The sequence below is a fragment of the Piscinibacter gummiphilus genome (genome assembly GCF_032681285.1).
Classification (GTDB): Bacteria; Pseudomonadota; Gammaproteobacteria; order Burkholderiales; family Burkholderiaceae_C; genus Rhizobacter; species Rhizobacter gummiphilus_A.
Genome location: NZ_CP136336.1, coordinates 3792309 through 3810298, shown reverse-complemented (window position 1 = coordinate 3810298; position 17990 = coordinate 3792309). Strand labels below are relative to the sequence as shown.

16 protein-coding genes are annotated in these 17990 nt (G+C 66.9%); 5 read left to right on the top strand and 11 right to left on the bottom strand.

Annotated features, from left to right (window positions below; all coding sequences use genetic code 11):
- Nucleotides 1-91: 91 nt before the first annotated feature.
- A complete protein-coding gene (locus RXV79_RS17745) occupies nt 92-661 on the top strand; it encodes an NADPH-dependent FMN reductase (protein WP_316699394.1) in 570 nt (189 codons plus the stop codon).
- On the opposite strand, the gene gluQRS is transcribed toward RXV79_RS17745, so the two are convergent.
- A complete protein-coding gene (gluQRS, locus tag RXV79_RS17740) occupies nt 619-1536 on the bottom strand; it encodes a tRNA glutamyl-Q(34) synthetase GluQRS (protein ID WP_316699393.1) in 918 nt (305 codons plus the stop codon). The genes RXV79_RS17745 and gluQRS overlap by 43 nt on opposite strands.
- Nucleotides 1533-2537, bottom strand: a complete 1005-nt coding sequence (locus RXV79_RS17735; protein WP_316699392.1) for a LysR substrate-binding domain-containing protein — start codon at nt 2535-2537, stop codon at nt 1533-1535. The genes gluQRS and RXV79_RS17735 overlap by 4 nt, the downstream gene beginning before the upstream one ends.
- Nucleotides 2538-2630: 93 nt before the next feature.
- Between RXV79_RS17735 and RXV79_RS17730 the strand changes: the two genes are divergently transcribed.
- A complete protein-coding gene (locus RXV79_RS17730; RefSeq protein ID WP_316699391.1) occupies nt 2631-3332 on the top strand; it encodes a pirin family protein in 702 nt (233 codons plus the stop codon).
- A gap of 34 nt (nt 3333-3366) precedes the next feature.
- Entirely contained in the window at nt 3367-4086 is a 720-nt protein-coding gene (locus RXV79_RS17725; protein ID WP_316699390.1) for a DUF599 domain-containing protein, read from the top strand.
- On the opposite strand, the gene RXV79_RS17720 is transcribed toward RXV79_RS17725, so the two are convergent.
- Nucleotides 4053-4817, bottom strand: a complete 765-nt coding sequence (locus tag RXV79_RS17720; RefSeq protein WP_316699388.1) for a sulfurtransferase — start codon at nt 4815-4817, stop codon at nt 4053-4055. The genes RXV79_RS17725 and RXV79_RS17720 overlap by 34 nt on opposite strands.
- Nucleotides 4818-4859: 42 nt before the next feature.
- Here RXV79_RS17720 and dnaE point away from each other — a divergent pair, with 42 nt between their 5' ends.
- Together dnaE and RXV79_RS17710 are read left to right on the top strand one after the other, a co-directional pair.
- Nucleotides 4860-8360, top strand: coding sequence for a DNA polymerase III subunit alpha (dnaE, locus tag RXV79_RS17715; RefSeq protein ID WP_316699386.1), 3501 nt, complete (start codon nt 4860-4862; stop codon nt 8358-8360).
- Nucleotides 8361-8454: 94 nt separating this feature from the next.
- On the top strand, nt 8455-9702 hold the full coding sequence (locus RXV79_RS17710) for a patatin-like phospholipase family protein (protein ID WP_316699384.1): 1248 nt from the start codon (nt 8455-8457) through the stop codon (nt 9700-9702).
- Between the two features lie 82 nt (nt 9703-9784).
- Here the strand turns inward: RXV79_RS17710 and RXV79_RS17705 are convergent, their stop codons facing one another.
- The 8 genes from RXV79_RS17705 to RXV79_RS17670 all read right to left on the bottom strand — a co-directional run bounded on the left by RXV79_RS17705 (nt 9785) and on the right by RXV79_RS17670 (nt 17976).
- On the bottom strand, nt 9785-10096 hold the full coding sequence (locus RXV79_RS17705) for a ComEA family DNA-binding protein (protein ID WP_316699382.1): 312 nt from the start codon (nt 10094-10096) through the stop codon (nt 9785-9787).
- 142 nt (nt 10097-10238) lie between these two features.
- A complete protein-coding gene (gene rfaD, locus RXV79_RS17700; RefSeq protein ID WP_316699380.1) occupies nt 10239-11252 on the bottom strand; it encodes an ADP-glyceromanno-heptose 6-epimerase in 1014 nt (337 codons plus the stop codon).
- Nucleotides 11249-12187, bottom strand: a complete 939-nt coding sequence (rfaE1, locus tag RXV79_RS17695) for a D-glycero-beta-D-manno-heptose-7-phosphate kinase (RefSeq protein ID WP_316699378.1) — start codon at nt 12185-12187, stop codon at nt 11249-11251. Before rfaE1 ends, rfaD begins: the two co-directional genes overlap by 4 nt.
- A complete protein-coding gene (gene lapB, locus RXV79_RS17690; protein ID WP_316699376.1) occupies nt 12187-13344 on the bottom strand; it encodes a lipopolysaccharide assembly protein LapB in 1158 nt (385 codons plus the stop codon). Before lapB ends, rfaE1 begins: the two co-directional genes overlap by 1 nt.
- The gene (locus tag RXV79_RS17685) at nt 13334-13651 is read right to left on the bottom strand and encodes a LapA family protein (protein WP_316699375.1); all 318 of its coding nucleotides are present in this window, start codon (nt 13649-13651) and stop codon (nt 13334-13336) included. Before RXV79_RS17685 ends, lapB begins: the two co-directional genes overlap by 11 nt.
- Nucleotides 13652-13708: 57 nt before the next feature.
- Nucleotides 13709-14056: an integration host factor subunit beta gene (locus RXV79_RS17680; RefSeq protein ID WP_316699374.1), complete on the bottom strand. Its 348-nt coding sequence runs from the start codon at nt 14054-14056 to the stop codon at nt 13709-13711.
- A gap of 55 nt (nt 14057-14111) precedes the next feature.
- A complete protein-coding gene (gene rpsA, locus RXV79_RS17675; RefSeq protein ID WP_201813004.1) occupies nt 14112-15830 on the bottom strand; it encodes a 30S ribosomal protein S1 in 1719 nt (572 codons plus the stop codon).
- 145 nt (nt 15831-15975) lie between these two features.
- Nucleotides 15976-17976, bottom strand: coding sequence for a bifunctional 3-phosphoshikimate 1-carboxyvinyltransferase/cytidylate kinase (locus RXV79_RS17670; RefSeq protein ID WP_316699373.1), 2001 nt, complete (start codon nt 17974-17976; stop codon nt 15976-15978).
- Nucleotides 17977-17990 lie beyond the last annotated feature (14 nt).

Below are 17990 nucleotides of genomic sequence, written 5' to 3'. Positions count from 1 at the left end.
TGCCGTGGGCAATCGCGGCCCGGATAGGGGGTCGCCGCCTCGCTCACTAGAGTCGGCTCTTTCCCATCCAAGTTTCATTGAAGGGGCGACCATGACTCAGGACAAACGCAAAGTCGCAGTGCTCGTGGGCAGCCTGCGCAAAGACTCGATCAATCGCCGGCTCGCCAACGCGATCGCCAAGCTGGCGCCTGAGCGCTTCAGCTTCCAGCAGCTCACGATCGGCGACCTGCCGCTCTACAACCAGGACCGCGACAACGACATGCCCGAGCAGGCGCAACGCCTGAAGCGCGAGGTGAGCGCCGCTGATGCACTGCTCTTCGTGACGCCGGAATACAACCGCTCCATTCCGGGTGTGCTGAAGAACGCGCTCGACACCGCCTCTCGCCCCTACGGCAAGAACGCATTCGCCAAGAAGCCGGGCGGCGTGATCGGCACTTCGGGCGGCGGCATCGGCACGGCCCTGGCCCAGCAGCACCTGCGCAACGTCCTGGCCTACCTCGACGTGCCCCTTCTCAACCAGCCAGAGGCCTACATCCAGTACAGCGAGAACCTGGTGGACGACGCCGGCATCGTGACCGACGAAAAGAAGCGCGCTTTCCTGCAGGCCTGGGTCGACGCCTACGTGGCCTGGGTCGACCTGGTGCTCTCGGCGCCTCGCTGATCGCGCCAGGCTGCCACCATCGCGGCCAGCCAGTCGGTCTGGTGGGCCGTCACGTCGGGCAACGCGAGCGCGCCGGCCGACGTGCGCAGCGCAAGCAACGGGTCGCGCAGGTCGAGCGCCTGCGCGCCGTTCTGCTTCGAAAGCTTCTCGCCATTGGGGCCGAGCACGAGCGGCGTGTGCAGGTAGCTGGGCGTCGGCCAGCCGAGCAAGCGCTGCAGGTGGATCTGCCGCGGCGTGTTGTCGGCCAGGTCTTCGCCGCGCACGACGTGGGTGATGCCCTGTGCCGCGTCGTCCACGACCACCGCCAGCTGGTAGCTCCACAGGCCGTCGGCGCGCCTCAGCACGAAGTCGCCGACCTCTTGCGTGAGGTTCTGGTGCTGGGCGCCGAGGCGTCGGTCGTACCAGGCGATCTCGATGTCGCCGCCGTCGGGCGCGGCGGTGAGGCACCGCACCGCCCGTGCAGGCTTGCCGTGCAGGCCGTCGCGGCACGTGCCGGGATAAACGAGTTCGCCGTGGCGCGGCTTGCTGCGGCCTGATGCGGCGAGCGCACGCTCGATGTCGCTGCGCGAGCAGCCACACGGGTAGGCCGCGCCTTGTGCGATCAAGGTGTCGAGCGCCTTCTGGTAGGCGGCTCCATGCTGCGATTGCCACACGGGTGGCTCATCGGGCACCAGTCCGCAAGCGGCGAGTTGCTGGAGGATGAGCTCGTCAGCGCCGGGCACACAGCGCGGCGTGTCCACGTCTTCGATGCGCACGAGCCAAGTGCCGCCGTGCGCACGCGCATCGAGCCAGCTCGCCAGCGCGGCCACCAGCGAGCCAGCGTGCAGCGGCCCGGTGGGCGAGGGCGCGAAGCGGCCGCGGTAGGCCACGCTCAAAGACTGCCGAGCGGCACGCGGCTGGCATGCATCTGCAGCAGTGCCTTGCGGGTGGTGGCGCTTTCCAGCTGGTCGAGCCACCAGCGCAGCGCGAGGCCCATCTGCGGCTTGCGCGCGCCGCCCACCACGGCGCCGCGCCAGGCGTAGCCCATGCGGGCGTTGAGCTGCGGGCGCTGCACCGTCTTCACGACCAGGTGCCCCGCTGCGATGTGCTCGCGCACCATCGGCTCGGGGATGAAGCCGCAGCCCATGCAACGCAGCAGCGCCTCGATCTTCGCCGGCATGGTGCTCACGGTGAACACGTCCTGCCCCGGCAGCAGGTTCACGGTGAGCGGCGCGAGCCGTTGGGCCGAGTCGGCCACGGCCACGGCGCGGTGGCGCATCAGCTCGGCGTCGGTGATGGCGTGGTCGATCGCGGCCAGCGGGTGGTGCGGCGCGACGACGAAGACGAAGGGCAGGGTGCCGAGCGTCTGCAGCTGCACGCCGGCGGGCGGTGTCTGCTCCATGCCGACGCCGATGGCGAGATCGGCTTGGCCGTTGACCAGCGCCTCCCACGTGCCGGCGAGGATCTCGTTCCGGAGGCGCAGCCGGGTCCCCGGGCCGCTGCGGTCGGGGTCGTCGCCGCGTGGGCATTGGGCGTAGAAGGCTTCGCAGATCTCGAACATGGTGACGCGCGAGATGGCACCGTCGACGGCCACGGTGAGCTGCGTCTCCCACCCGGTGGCCACACGCTTCACGCGGTTGGCCACGGCATCGACCTGCTCCAGCAGCCGCCGGCCCTCGTTCAGTAGTTCCTCGCCCGCGGCGGTGAGCTTGGCCTGGCGCGAGCGGCGGTCGAAGAGCAGCACGTCGAGCGCGTCTTCCAGCTGGCGGACGTTGTAGGTCAGGGCCGAGGGCACCTTGCCGAGCTCGCGGGCGGCCGCCGCAAAGCTGCCGGTGCGCGCGATGACGTCCATCATCGCCAGGGCCTCGGGGGTGAGCACATTGCGGGCGTTCAGCATGGGTTCATCTTATTTGAATGAACGCTTCAAGAGGACGCTCCTGTGCGCAGCGCCTGGAGGATCAACATTCCTTCCCAGAAAGGAACACGACACATGATCACTCTGCGCAAATCCTCCGAACGCGGCTACGCCGACCACGGCTGGCTCAAGTCCTTCCACAGCTTCTCGTTTGCCGACTACTACAACCCCGAGCGCATGGGCGTGGGCAACCTGCGTGTCATCAACGAAGACCGCATCGCCCCCGGCACCGGCTTCGGCACGCACGGGCACCGCGACATGGAGATCGTGTCCTACGTGCTCGACGGCGCCCTGGGCCACAAGGACAGCATGGGCAACGGCACCGAGATCGTGCCCGGCGACGTGCAGCGCATGAGCGCGGGCACCGGCGTGCAGCACAGCGAGTTCAACCATGCGAAGGGCCAGACCACGCACTTCCTGCAGATCTGGATCATCCCGAGCGAGCGCGGCATCACGCCCGGCTACGAGCAGAAGCACTTCGACGCGGCCAGCAAGCGCGGCAAGCTCGCACTCGTGGCCAGCCCCGACGGGCGCGAAGGCTCAGTGACGATCCATGCCGATGCGGCGCTGCGGGCCGGCCTGTTCGACGGCGACGAGCGTGCCGAGCTGAAGCTCGACCCGGGCCGCCACACCTACGTGCACGTGGTGCGTGGCAGCGTGCAGGTGAACGGCCAGGCGGCGCAGGCGGGTGACGCGGTGGTGCTGCAGCGTGAAGACCTGCTCAAGCTCGAGCAAGGCCAGGACGCCGAGGTGCTGGTGTTCGACCTCGCGCCGTAAGCCTGAGGCCCGAAGGCCTTGATACAGTGCCCGCATGGACACGGTCATCAAGGTCTTCAGCATCCTCCCCTGGGGCGACTGGGCCGCGTTGGCGGCCTTCTTCGTTGGCTGGTCGGGCTACGCCTGGTTCGCCAAGGACCGCTCGCAGACCCGGCCCTCGGTGCTCGCCACCACCAACCGCTACCGCCGCCTGTGGATGATGCAGGCCACCTACCGCGACGTGCGCGTGATCGACGGCGTGGTGATCCAGAACCTGTCCACCAGCCCCTCGTTCTTCGCGTCGACCACCATCCTCCTGATCGGCGGCCTGCTGGCCGCGTTGAGCGCGGGCGACAAGGCCAGCGACCTCGTGCGCGACCTGCCCTTTGCCGCGCGCACCACCGTGCTGATCTTCGAGCTGAAGCTCGTGCTGCTGCTGGTGATCTTCGTGTACGCCTTCTTCCGCTTCACCTGGTCGATGCGGCAATACACCTTCGGCGCGCTGATGATCGCCGCCGCTCCCGAGGCCAAACAGTTCGACGCGCTGGGGGACGAAGCCGAAGACAAGCGCAAGGCCTTCGCCGACAAGGCCGGCCGCGTTGTCGGCATGGCGGCCGAGACCTTCAACGATGGCCTGCGGGCGTATTACCTGGCGTTCGCGGCGGTGGGGTGGTTCTTCTCACCGCTGATCTTCATGCTGGCGACCGCAGGCGTGATCTGGATCCTGTACCAGCGCGAGTTTCACTCCGAGGTGCTGGGGGCGCTCAACAGCTGAGGGGCTGGGGCAAGCGACGGCGCCAGCGACTCGCGCTCGTCGAACACGAAGCAGCCACCCTCGTAGTGCTGCCCGCCCACCTCCTCAAAGTACTTGAGGATGCCGCCTTCGAGCTGCACCACGTGCTCGATGCCGGCCTCGGCCATGTAGATCGCGGCCTTCTCGCAGCGGATGCCGCCGGTGCAGTAGCTCACCACGCGCTTGCCCGCCAGCTCGTTTCGATGCTCGGCCACCTGTTGCGGGAATTCGGTGAACTTGGCGATGTTCCAGTCGATCGCGTTGCGGAACTTGCCGTAGCCCACCTCGAAGGCATTGCGGGTGTCGAGCGTGACCACCGGGCGGCCGTCGTCATCGACACCGGCATCGAGCCAGCGGGCGAGCGTCTTCGCATCCACCGCCGGGGCACGACCCGCGTGCGGCCGGATCGTCGGGTGGTTCATGCGGATGATCTCGCGCTTGACCTTCACCAGGAGCTTGCCGAAGGGCACGTGATCCGACCAGCTTTCCTTGGGCTCCAGCGGGGCGAAACGCTTGTCCTGCTTGAGCCAGGCGACGAAGCCGCGGACCGACTCGGCGCTGCCGGCCAGGAAGAGGTTGATGCCTTCTTCGGCCAGCAACACGGTGCCCTTCAAGGACAAACCCGCGGCTTGTGAGCGGATGCTCTCGCGCAGGGCGAGGGTGTCCGTCAAGGGCACGAAGAGGTAGGAGGAGATGTTCAAAACTGCTGACACGTTGGCGATTTTAAGGACGCCGGCCCTCTCTAAAATCGCCCGATGGCCTTCGTTCACCTGCGCACCCACACCGAATTTTCAGTTGTCGACGGCACCTTGCGCATCGACGAGGTCGTGGGCGCCGCGGCGAAAGACGGACAGGTGGCCCTGGCCATCACCGATCTGTCGAACATCTTCGGCGGCATCAAGTTCTACAACACCGCGCGCAAGAAGGGCGTGAAGCCCATCATCGGCGCCGACGTGTGGCTGGAGCCGACCGATGGCGAGAAGCAGCCGAGCCGCATCGTGCTGCTGGTGCAGGGCAAGGCCGGCTATCTGAACTTGTGCGAGCTGCTGTCGCGCGGCTGGCTCGACCCTTCGGCGCGCGGGCAGGCGCTGCTCAAGTGGGAATGGCTCTCGGCGCTGAATGAAGGGCTGATCGCGCTGTCTGGCGCCGAACTCGGCCCGGTCGGCCAGGCGCTGATGGCGCAGGACACGGCACGCGCCACGGCCGTGGCCGAGCGCCTCGCTGCGATCTTCCCGCAGCGCTTCTACATCGAGCTGCAGCGTGCCGGCCAGCCAACCAACGAAGCGCACGTGCGCGCCGCCGTGCCGCTGGCCGCGCAGCTCAAGCTGCCCGTGGTCGCTACGCACCCGGTGCAGTTCCAGACGCCCGAAGACTTCGAAGCCCACGAGGCCCGCACCTGCATCGCCGAAGGCGAGACGCTCACCAACCCGCGCCGCATCAAGCGCTTCACGCGCGAGCAGTACTTCAAGTCGCAGGCGCAGATGGAGGCGCTCTTCGCCGACATCCCGAGCGCCATCCAGAACACTGTCGAGATCGCCAAGCGCTGCAGCCTGTCGCTCGTGCTCGGCAAGCCGCGCCTCCCGGACTTCCCCGTGCCCGAAGTCAATGGCGAGCGCATGGAGCCCGAGGCCTATTTCCGCTACGCCTCGCACGAAGGCTTGAAGGAGCGGATGGTCCATCTCTTCCCCGATGCCACCGAGCGCGAGAAGAACATGCCGCGCTACGTGGAGCGGCTGGAGTTCGAGCTCAACACCATCCTGAAGATGGGCTTCCCGGGCTACTTCCTGATCGTGGCCGACTTCATCAACTGGGCCAAGAACAACGGATGCCCGGTCGGCCCGGGCCGGGGCTCGGGGGCAGGCTCGCTCGTCGCCTACGCGCTCAAGATCACCGACCTCGACCCGCTTCGCTACAACCTGCTGTTCGAGCGCTTCCTGAACCCGGAGCGTGTGTCGATGCCCGACTTCGACATCGACTTCTGCCAGGGCAACCGCGACCGGGTGATCGACTATGTGAAGGACAAGTACGGCCGCGACGCCGTGAGCCAGATCGCGACCTTCGGCACGATGGCCGCCAAGGCCGCGCTGCGCGACGTGGGCCGTGTGCTCGGCATGGGCTACGGCCATGTCGACGGCATCGCCAAGCTCGTGCCCGCGCCGCCCGGCAAGACGGTGACGCTCGCGCGCCCTGGCGACAAGCCCGACCCCGGCCTCATCTACGCGCGTGTCGAAGCGCCCGAGATCGAGCAGCGCGAGAAGAACGAAGAAGAAGTTGCTGAACTGCTGGCGCTCGCCGAGCGTGTGGAAGGCATGGTGCGCAACATCGGCATGCACGCCGGTGGCGTGCTGATTGCGCCGGGCAAGATCACCGACTTCTGCCCGCTCTACATGCAGCCGGGCAGCGACTCGGCGGTGAGCCAGTACGACAAGGACGACGTCGAAGCCATCGGCCTCGTGAAGTTCGACTTTCTGGGCCTGGCGACGCTCACCATCCTGGAGCTCGCCAAGGACTACATCCGCGCCCGCCGCCCGGGGCAGGAGAACTTCGCGCTCGAGAACATCCCGCTCGACGACCGCGCCGCCTATCGGCTCATGAGCGAAGGCAAGACGGTGGCGGTGTTCCAGCTTGAATCCTCCGGCATGCAGCGCATGCTGCGTGACGCCAAGCCCAGCGTCTTCGAGGACATCATCGCGCTCGTGGCCCTCTACCGGCCGGGCCCGATGGACCTGATCCCGAGCTTCTGCGCGCGCAAGCACGGCCGCGAAGAGGTGGAGTACCCGCACCCGATGATGGAAGAGGTGCTCAAGGAGACCTACGGGATCATGGTCTACCAGGAGCAGGTGATGCAGGTGGCGCAGCGCCTGGGCGGCTACTCGCTCGGCGGCGCCGACCTCTTGCGCCGCGCGATGGGCAAGAAGAAGCTCGAGGAGATGGTGGCGCACCGCGCCACCTTCGCCCAGGGCGCTGCCAAGAACAACATCCCGGAGCCTCTCGCCAACGAGATCTTCGACCTGATGGAGAAGTTCGCGGGCTACGGCTTCAACAAGTCGCACGCCGCGGCGTATGCGCTGCTCGCGTACCACACGGCCTATCTCAAGGCGCATTACCCGGCCGAATTCACCGCGGCCAACATGAGCGTCGCGCTCGACGACACCGACAAGCTCAAGATCTTCCACGACGATGCGGTGCAGAACCTCGGCCTCACCTTCGAGCCGCCGAACATCAACACCGGCAACTACCGCTTCGAGCCGGTGGCCGACAAGGTGGTGCGCTATGGCCTCGGCGCGATCAAAGGCACGGGCCAGAGCGCCATCGAGGCCATCATCCAGGCGCGCAAGGAAGGGGGGCCGTTCAAGAGCCTGTTCGACTTCTGCGCGCGCGTGGACCGCAGCCGCATCAACAAGCGCACGGTTGAAGCGCTCATCAAGGCCGGCGCCTTCGACCTGCTGCACCCCGAGCGTTCGATGGCCGTGGCCAGCATCGGGCTTGCGTTCGACTACGCCGACACGCAAGCTGCGCACGCCGACCAAGGCGGGCTCTTCGACTTCGGCGACTCGCACGCCGCCTCCACGCAAGAGCCCGAACTGGTGCAGGCCGCGCCCTGGAGCATCAAGGAGCGCCTGAGCCTGGAGAAGGTGGCACTCGGCTTCTACCTGTCGGGCCACCTCTTCGACCAGAGCGAAGACGAGGTGCGCCGGTTCGCCAAACGCAAGATCGCCGACCTCATCGATTCGCGCGAGCCGCAGGTGCTGGCCGGCATCATCGGCGACCTGCGCGTCATCAACGGCCAACGTGGGCGCGTGGCGATCTTCAAGCTCGACGACAAGAGCGAGGCCATCGAATCGGTCGTCAACGAAGACGTGCTCAACGCCAACAAGGACCTGTTGAAAGACGACGAGTTGGTGATCGCCGTCGGCAAGGTGCAGCCCGATCGGTTCTCGGGCGGCATGCGTTTCAACATCCAGCAGGTGTGGGATCTCGCCACCGCCCGCTGTCGATTCGGCAAGTACCTGCGGGTCGAGGTGAACGGCAGCGTGCCGCCCGTGGCCGAGGTGCTGCGCGACTTCCCGAGCCGGCGCATCAACACCGAGCAGGGCCCCGTGGCCCAGGGTCTCGGCGTGCGCCTGGTTCTGCAACGTGAGGCCGCGAGCGGCGAACTCGATCTCGGTGAAGAGGGGCGCTTCTTCCCCACCGACGAAGCGCTGCAGCGCTGGCGTGAAGGCAGCCACGGCAAGGCAAGCGTCGTTTACGAGTGATCGGCAGGGAGCGCCTGGCGGAGGTGGTGTGCCCGCCACGCCCAAGGGCAGCCCCTGATCTTCGGCCCCAGGTGGCATGCCTACACTGCGGCGCATGCCCGAGACGAATCCGACGACAGGTTTGATCCTCACCGGCGGCGGCGCCCGTGCTGCCTACCAGGTGGGCGTGCTGAAGGCAGTGGCGAAGATCCGGCGTGACGCCGCGCCCTGGCAATACGGCAACCCCTTCCCCGTCATCACCGGCACCTCGGCCGGGGCCATCAACGCGGCGGCGCTCGCCACGCATTGCGACGACTTCGACGGTGCGGTCAAGGCCATGGCCCACGTGTGGGAGAACTTCCGCGCCGAGCAGGTGTACCGCAGCGATGCGCTGGGCGTGATCCGCACCGGCGCACGTTGGCTCACGATGATGTCGCTCGGCTGGGTGATCGCCCGCTGGCGCCGCGCGAGGCTGCGCTCGCTGCTCGACAACAGCCCGCTGGAGCAGCTGCTCAGCGAGATGGTGGCGGTGCAGCGCCTGCCCGAGGTGATGAGATCCGGGCATCTGCACGCGCTGGCCATCACCGCGTCGAGCTACAGCTCCGGCACGCACGTGACCTTCTACGACGCACTGCAGGAATTCGCCCCCTGGAACCGTTCACAGCGCGTGGCAGTGCGCTCGCCGATCACGGTGCAGCACCTGCTGGCGTCGGCGGCGATCCCCTTCGTGTTCCCGGCGGTGCCGCTCGACTTCGATGGTGTCACCGAATACTTCGGCGACGGCTCGATGCGCCAGTCGGCCCCCATCTCGCCGGCTGTGCACCTGGGCGCGCGCCGCATTCTCGTGATCGGTGCCGGCCGCATGCATGAGCCGCCCGGTCGGCGCAAGGTGAGCGGCGCCTACCCCAACTTCGCGCAGATCGCCGGCCATGCGCTGTCGAACATCTTTCTCGATGCGTTGGCGGTCGACGTCGAGCGCCTGCAGCGCATCAACAACACGCTGTCTCTGCTGCCGCCTGAGGCCTTGGCGAACACGAGCCTGCGGCCGATCGAGGTGCTGGTGATCGCGCCCTCGCAGCGCCTCGACGACCTGGCGGCCAAGCATGTGAATGCATTGCCCACGTCGATTCGCGCGCTGCTGCGGGGCATCGGCGTCAGCGGCAAGGGCTCCGACACCCGTGGCGCGGCACTGGCGAGCTACCTTTTGTTCGAACAGGCCTACACGCGCGAGCTGGTGGCGCTCGGTTGGGCCGACACCATGGCGCGGCGCGACGAGGTCACCGGCTTCTTCGGCTGGGAGCGCCGCCGCGAGCGGCGCGGGCCGGTGCCAGACACCGACTTCCAGACCACCGAGCTGGAATGACGCGTTGGAAAGAGAAAGGCCCGCGGCGCGAGTGCGCCGCGGGCCTCGTGATGACAGCGATCGATTCGCTTGGTGTGGCGGTTTACTTGCTGCTCTTCGCCGGGCTCTTGGCTTCGGCCGCAGCGGCGGCGTAGGCCGCGCCGTTGACCGTCAGGCCTTCCTTCGACAGGCGGGTGGCGGCGCCGCTCTTGATGCCCTTCACACGCGCCATCAGGTCGGCCCAGTCCTTGAACTGGCCCTTCTTGCGCTCGTCGAGGATGCGCACCGACACCTTGGTGCCGATGCCCTTGACCGATTCCAGCGCGGCCTGGTCGGCCTTGTTCACGTCGACCGCGGCGAAGGCGGTGGCTGCGGCGAACAGCATGGCGAGCGTGCAGATCAGCTTCTTGAACATGTTTTGAACTCCCTTTGATTCGTCTTTGGTGTTGACGGGGAGCAGCCGTTCTGCACCCCTGGCGGCACTGTAGCCAGGGGGTGTGGGGAAGTCTTTCCCCTTCAGGAACGCCGACGAAAGGGGGTCGAGTGAATAGGGGAGGTCAGGCCGGTTGCTGGCTGAGCCATTGCACGTAGCGCGTGACGCCCGTCGTGACGTCGGCGAAGCGGTGGTCGCAGCCGGCAGCGCGCAGCTGCGTCATGTCGGCCTGGGTGTAGCACTGGTACTTGCCGACGAGGGCGGGCGGGAAGTCGAAGTATTCGATCAGGCCCTTCGTCACCAGCTCGGTGAGCGACAGCGCCGGTTCGCCCTTCAAGCCGCGCGATGCGTTGACCACCGCGGCGGCCACGTCGTTGAAGGGTTGTGCGCGGCCGGTGCCGAGGTTGAAGATGCCGCTCTTCTGGGGGTGCTGCAGGAACCACAGGTTCACCGCCACCACGTCGTCGACCGAGATGAAGTCGCGCGACTGTTCGCCCGCGTTGTAGCCGCCGTAGGGGCCGAAGAGGCGCACGCGGCCTTTCTCGCGGAACTCGTTGAAGTTGTGGAAGGCCACCGAGGCCATGCGCGCCTTGTGCTGCTCGCGCGGGCCGTAGACGTTGAAGTAGCGGAAGCCGGCGACTTGCGCGCTCTTGCCAGAGAGGCTGGTCGCCAGCATGCGACGCACGACGTTGTCGAACAGCAGCTTGGAGTAGCCGTAGACGTTGAGCGGTTTCTCGAACTGCGGGTCTTCGCGGAAGGTGTCACTGCCGCCGTAGGTGGCGGCCGACGAGGCGTAGAGCAGGCGCACGCCCTGGGCCTGGCAGGCGTCGAGCAGGTCCTTCGAGCAGCGGTAGTTGGTGTCGAGCATGTAGCGCCCGTTGTGCTCCATGGTGTCGGAGCAGGCGCCCTGGTGCAGCACGGCCTCGACCTTGCCGAACTCGCCGCGTGCGAAGCGGGTGTAGAAGTCGCTCTTGTCGAAGTAGTCGCTGATCTTCGCGCCGAGCAGGTTGCGGTACTTCGGGCCGTCGGTCAGGTCGTCGACGGCGATCACGTCGTCGATGCCGATGGCGTTCAGGCCGTGGACGATGTTGCTGCCGATCATGCCGGCCGCGCCGGTCACCACCACTTTCGTGCTCATGCGAAGAGCTCCTCGTAGGTCAGGGTCGCGTTGCCGAACTTGCCCACCGCCAGGCCACCGGCTTTGTTGGCCACGGGCACGGCCTCTTGCACCGACAGGCCGCAGGCCAGCATGGCGGCGAGTGTGGCGATCACGGTGTCGCCGGCGCCGGTGACGTCGAACACCTCACGCGCCTGCGCATGGAAGCGGGTCTCGCCCTGGGCGTCGAACACCGACATGCCTTCTTCGGAACGGGTGAGCACCAGGCTGTCGAGTCGCAGCTTCTGGCGCAGCGCTTCGGCACGCTCGTGGAGCTGCGCTTCGCTGCTCCAGTTGCCGATCACCTGGGCCAGCTCGGCGCGGTTGGGCGTGATGGTGGTGGCACCGGCATACCGCTCGTAGTCGTTGCCCTTGGGGTCGACCAGCACCGGCTTGCCCGCCTTGCGAGCGAGTTCGATCATGCGCGGGATGTGTTCCAGGCCGCCCTTGCCGTAGTCGGAGAAGAGCACCACGTCGTGCACGGCGAGGGCCTTCTCGAACTCGGGCAGCATGCCGGCCAGCACTTCATGGTCGGGGGCATTCTCGAAGTCGATGCGGATCAGCTGCTGCGAGCGGCCGATGATGCGCAGCTTGACGATGGTGTAGAGCTGCGGGTCATGGCCGAGCAGCGTCTTCACGCCTTTCTGCTCCAGCAGTTGCTGCAGCTTCTTGGCGGGTTCGTCCTGGCCGACGACCGTGAGCAGCGTCGTCTGGGCGCCGAGGGTCTTGGCGTTGAGCGCCACGTTGGCGGCGCCGCCCAGGCGTTCCTCTTCGCGGTTCACCTTGACCACCGGCACCGGCGCTTCGGGGGAAATGCGCTCGACGGCGCCGAACCAGTAGCGGTCGAGCATCGCGTCGCCGACGACGAGCACGCGGGCAGCGGCCAGCCGTTCACGCGTGACCACGGGTTGAGACATTACAGGTCCTCCAGGCGTTGCGGCGGGTAGCTGTCCCAGCTGAGGCAACCCGGGCATTGCCAGAAATAGTGCTGCGCTTCGAAGCCGCAGGCGGCGCAGCGGTAGCGCTGCAGGGGTTTGGCGGCGCGGCCGACGGCAGTGCGCAGGCTCTGCGCTTCGTTGGCGTCGAGTGCGAAGCCTTCGGTGGTCATCTGGCGCAGCAGCTCTTGTGCGGCCGAGAGCGTGGGCTGCTCTTGAAGGTGGCTGAGCACACGGGCACGTTGAGCGGCAGGCGCGGGGTCGAGCGTGGCGATGGCGGCGAGCAGGTCCATCGTCGGGGCGCGGCGGTAGAGGCCTTGCAGGCGCTCCAGGGCGGCGGCTTGTTCTCCGCAGGCCAGTGCGCTTGCGGCGTAGTCGCGTGACACGAGGTTGAAGGCGGTGGTGTGGGCGGCCAGCAGCTCGCCCCAGAGCGCCAGTGCCTGAGCGTGGTCGCCACGCGCGTGGGCACGCTGGCCGGCGAGCACGATGGGGCGGGCCGACAGCGGGGCGGCCTCGCGGGCGTGGCGCAGGGCGTCGTCCGCCTCGGCGCTCTGCTTGCGGGCGTCCGCCTCCTGGGCCAGTTCACACCAGTAGTGCGCGATGTGCGACGCGAACGACGCCGTGCCGCTGCGCTCGAGCTTCTGGGCGACCTCGACCGCGGCACGCCAGTCGCGTGAGCGCTCGTGAAGCGTGAGCAGTGCGAGTTGGGCTTCGGTGGCGAAGGCCGTGCCTTCGAGCGCCTGGTAGGCCTCTTCGGCGCGATCGAAGAGGCCGGCCTTCATGAAGTCTTGTGCGAGGGCATGCTGCGCGCGGTCGCGCTCGGCCTTGGGCAAATCGGCGCGGCTCACCAGGTGCTGGTGCACGCGCACGGCGCGTTCGTATTCACCGCGGCGGCGAAACAGGTTGCCGAGCGCGAAGTGCAGGTCAGACGTGTCGGGGTCGTGCTGGACGGCCTCGATGAAGGCGTCGATGGCCTTGTCCTGCTGTTCGTTGAGCAGCAGGTTCAGGCCTTTGAAATAGGCCTTGGGCGAATCGTGCTGCTCGCGCTTCCACTGCCGCAGGTCGAGGCGTGAGCCGAGCCAGCCCAGCGCGAACGCGATCGGCAGGCCTAGCAGCAGCCACTGGAGGTCAAAGTTCATGCTGGAGCAGTCGTGCGTCGGAGGGCAAGGCCGGGTCGGTGTGGCGCGAATCGATGCCAGTGCCCGGTGCGCCCTCGTCGGTCTTCTGGCGCAGGACGGCCTGCCGTGCCCGCCACCAGCTCGGCACCATCGCCAACACGCCGAACACGCAGCCGAGCGTGAAAGCCGCGAGCACGACGAACACCATGGGCGTTCGCCACTCGTGGCCGAAGAACCATTTGAGGCTGGCCTCGTGCTGGTTGTTCAGCGCGAAGGCGAGCAGGACGAAGAAGAGGGCGGCTCGAACGAGCCAGATGAAGATGCGCATCACGACTCCGGGGCCTGGGATTCTAGGCCGGCGAATGTCGGATGGCGGGCAGAGAGGTCAGGAGCTTGGCTCGGCGGAGGCAGCCGCTGCAGCCTGCGCGGCCGCAGCAGCTTCCAATGCGTCGCCACGGGCGTCGACAGCTTCGCGAAGCGCCTTGCCCGGTTTGAAATGCGGCACCAGCTTCTCGGGGATCACCACCTGCTCGCCGGAGCGCGGGTTGCGGCCCACGCGCGGCGGCCGGCGGTTGATCGAGAAGCTGCCGAACCCGCGGATCTCGATGCGGTGCCCGCGCGCAAGCGCATCGGACATCGCATCCAGGATGGTCTTGACGGCGAACTCCGTGTCACGGTGGGTCAGTTGGCCGAATTGCTCGGCCAGCTTTGCAACGAGATCGGAGCGCGTCATAGAAGCCTGTCAGATCCTTGAAGTACGGCGTTGGTGGTTCAGCTCAGGGAACGGCTCAGCCGTTGTCCTTGTTGTCGAGCTTCGCGCGGAGCAGGGCGCCGAGGCTGGTGGTGCCTGCGGTTTCACGCTCGTTGCTGGCCGACAGGCGCTGCATGGCTTCCTGCTGGTCGGCGCTGTCCTTGGCCTTGATCGACAACTGGATCGAACGCGTCTTGCGGTCGACGTTGATGATCAGGGCGGAGACTTCGTCGCCTTCCTTCAGCACGTTGCGCGCGTCTTCCACGCGGTCGCGGCTGATTTCAGAGGCACGCAGGTAGCCGGTCACGTCGTCGTTCAGCTGGATCTCGGCGCCACGGGCGTCGACCGTCTTGACCTTGCCGGTCACGATCTGGCCACGGTCATTGACCGAGGTGTAGCTGGTGAACGGATCGCTGTCGAGCTGCTTGATGCCGAGCGAGATGCGCTCGCGCTCCACATCGACGGCCAGCACGATGGCTTCGACTTCCTGGCCCTTCTTGTAGTTGCGGACCGCGGCTTCGCCGGGCTCGTTCCACGAGAGGTCGGACAGGTGCACCAGGCCATCGATGCCTTGTGCCAGGCCGATGAACACGCCGAAGTCGGTGATCGACTTGACCGGACCCTTGACCTTGTCGCCGCGCTGCACGGTGCCCGAGAACTCTTCCCACGGGTTGGCCTTGCACTGCTTCATGCCCAGGCTGATGCGGCGCTTGTCTTCGTCGATCTCGAGGACCATGACTTCGACTTCGTCGCCCAGCGAGACGATCTTGCTGGGGGCGACGTTCTTGTTGGTCCAGTCCATCTCGGAGACGTGCACCAGGCCTTCGATGCCCGGCTCGATCTCGACGAACGCGCCGTAGTCGGCGATGTTCGTGACCTTGCCGAAGAGGCGCGTGCCTTGCGGGTAGCGGCGCGACACGCCGTGCCACGGGTCGTCACCCAGCTGCTTGATGCCCAGCGAGACGCGGTTCTTCTCGGCGTCGAACTTGAGGACCTTGGCTTGCAGTTCCTGGCCGACCTGAACGACTTCGCTCGGGTGGCGGACACGGCGCCAGGCCATGTCGGTGATGTGCAGCAGGCCGTCGATGCCGCCGAGGTCGACGAACGCACCATATTCGGTGATGTTTTTGACCACGCCGGTGACGATGGCGCCTTCGGACAGCGTGCCGAGCAGCTTGGCGCGCTCTTCACCCATCGAGGCTTCGACCACGGCACGGCGCGACAGCACGACGTTGTTGCGCTTGCGGTCGAGCTTGATGACCTTGAATTCCATGGTCTTGCCCTCGAAGGGCGACATGTCTTTCACAGGACGCGTGTCGAGCAGCGAGCCGGGCAGGAAGGCGCGGATGCCGTTCACCAGGACGGTCAGGCCACCCTTGACCTTGCCGTTGACGGTGCCGGTCACGAATTCGCCGGACTCCAGGGCCTTCTCGAGGGACAGCCACGAGGCGAGGCGCTTGGCCTTGTCGCGCGAGAGGATGGTGTCGCCGTAGCCGTTTTCGACGGCGTCGATCGCGACGGAGACGAAATCGCCAGGCTGAACTTCGAGCTCACCCTGGTCGTTCTTGAATTCATCGATGGGCACGTAGGCTTCGGACTTGAGGCCTGCGTTGACCACCACGAAGTTGTGCTCGACGCGCACGACTTCAGCCGTGATGACTTCGCCTGCACGCATCTCCGATTTGTTCAGAGATTCTTCGAACAGGGCGGCAAAGGATTCCATCCCTGCGGGGGCGGCGGTTTGTGCTTGAGGCATGGGGACTTTCTGTGTGGCAGGTGCCACGGGTTAGGTTGAACACCCGCCGCTTCGGAGCGCCTTGAACTTGTGGGGCAAGAAAGGCGCAGAGGTGAAACGGCGGACCGGTTTGCCCGGACGGGCCTTGAGAACAAGTCTCTTTCGATCAGGCCTGGCCGAACGGGTTGCGTTGCTGCCACCACTCCAGGACCTTGGCGACACACTGGTCGACCGAGAGCTCGGAGTTGTCGAGCACCATCGCGTCTTCGGCTGGCTTGAGAGGTGAGGCGCTGCGGGATTTGTCCCGGGCGTCTCGGGCCTCGAGGTCGGTACGAAGGACATCGATACTAGTCGAAATTCCCTTGGAAATCAATTGCTTATAGCGTCTTTCGGCCCGCACGGCGGCGCTTGCGACGACGAAGACCTTGAGCTGCGCGGCAGGGAAGATGACGGTGCCCATGTCGCGCCCGTCGGCCACCAGGCCGGGAAGACGGCGGTGGGACAGCTGGAGCTGGAGCAGGGCGGCGCGCACCGCTGGCCAGACCGAAACCTTGGAGGCCATGGCGCCGACATCTTCGCGGCGAAGCTCGTCGCTCACCTCGACGCCGCCCAGCCAGATCTGCTGGTGGGCGAATCTGAGCTTGAGTCCGGCCGCCACGGCGGCGAGGCCGGCTTCGTCGGTCTCGGCCACACCGGCGTGCATCGCGGCCAGGGCGGTGGCGCGGTAGAGCGCCCCGGAATCGAGGAAGTGGTAGCCCAAGGCCTGCGCGACGGCGCTCGCCAGCGTGCCCTTGCCCGAGGCGGTCGGGCCGTCGACCGTGATGACCGGGATCGACGGCGTGTCCGTGCGGGCGACGGCAAAGAGCGTCTCGAAGTAGTCGGGAAAGGTCTTGGCGACGCAGCGCGGGTCGAGGATGCGCACCGGTTGCCGGGCCGGGTTGTAGGCGGCAAGCGAGAAGCACATCGCGACGCGGTGGTCGTCGTAGGTGTGGATGGCGGCCGGCGTCCAGGCCGTGGGCGGCGAGATCTCGATGAAATCCGCGCCTTCGGTGACGGTGGCTCCCAGCTTGCGCAGCTCGGTGGCCATGGCGGCAATGCGGTCGGTTTCCTTGACGCGCCAGCTGGCGATGTTGTCGAGGCGTGTCTTGCCGTCGGCGTAAAGCGCCATCAGGGCCAGCGTCATCGCCGCGTCGGGGATGTGGTTGCAGTCGAGCGTGATCGCCTTGAGGGGCCATGTGCCTCGGCGCACTTCCAGCCAGCCGGGGCCGCTGGTGATCTCGGCGCCCATCAGGCGCGCAGCGTCGATGAAGCGGATGTCGCCCTGGATCGAGTCGCTGCCCACACCTTCGATGCGTACCGGCCAGCTCTCGAAGCCGGCGATGGCGCCGAGGGCGATGAAGTAAGACGCCGACGAAGCATCGGCCTCGACATGGATGCTCCCCGGCGAGCGGTACTCGCTGCCTTGCGGAATGGTGAAGCGCTGCCAGCCATCACGCTGCACCTCGATGCCGAAGCGTTGCAGCAGGTTGAGCGTGATCTCGACGTAGGGCTTGGAGATCAGCTCGCCCACCACCTCGATGGTGATCGGGTTGCTTTGCGACACCAGCGGCAGCGCGAGCAGCAGGGCGGTGAGGAACTGGCTCGACACATCGCCGCGCACGCGGATCGGATCGGTGGTGCGCAGCGCGCCGCCCTTCAGACGCAGCGGCGGATAGCCGTCTTGCCCGAGGTAGTCGATCGTGCAGCCCAGTTGGCGCAAAGCGTCGATGAGGTCGCCGATCGGCCGCTCGTGCATGCGCGGCACGCCCTTGAGGTCGAACTCGCCGCCACCTTGTGCGCTGAGCACCGACAGTGCGGCGGTCAAGGGCCGCATCGCCGTGCCGGCGTTGCCGAGGAAAAGCTGTGCCTGCTTCACCGAGAGCGCGCCGCCGAGGCCGGTGATGCGCACCGTGGTGCCATCAGTCTGCACGTCGCAGCCAAGTTGGCGCAGGGCGGTGAGCATGACCTGCGTGTCGTCGGAGTCGAGCAGGTCGTAGACGGTGGTGGTGCCACGGCTCAGGCCGGCCAGCAACAGCACGCGGTTGGAGATGCTCTTGGAGCCGGGCAGCCGCACCGTGCCATGGGCCGATTGCAGCGGAGGAAGGTCGAGGAACGGCGTGGTGTACATGGGGACAACGTTGC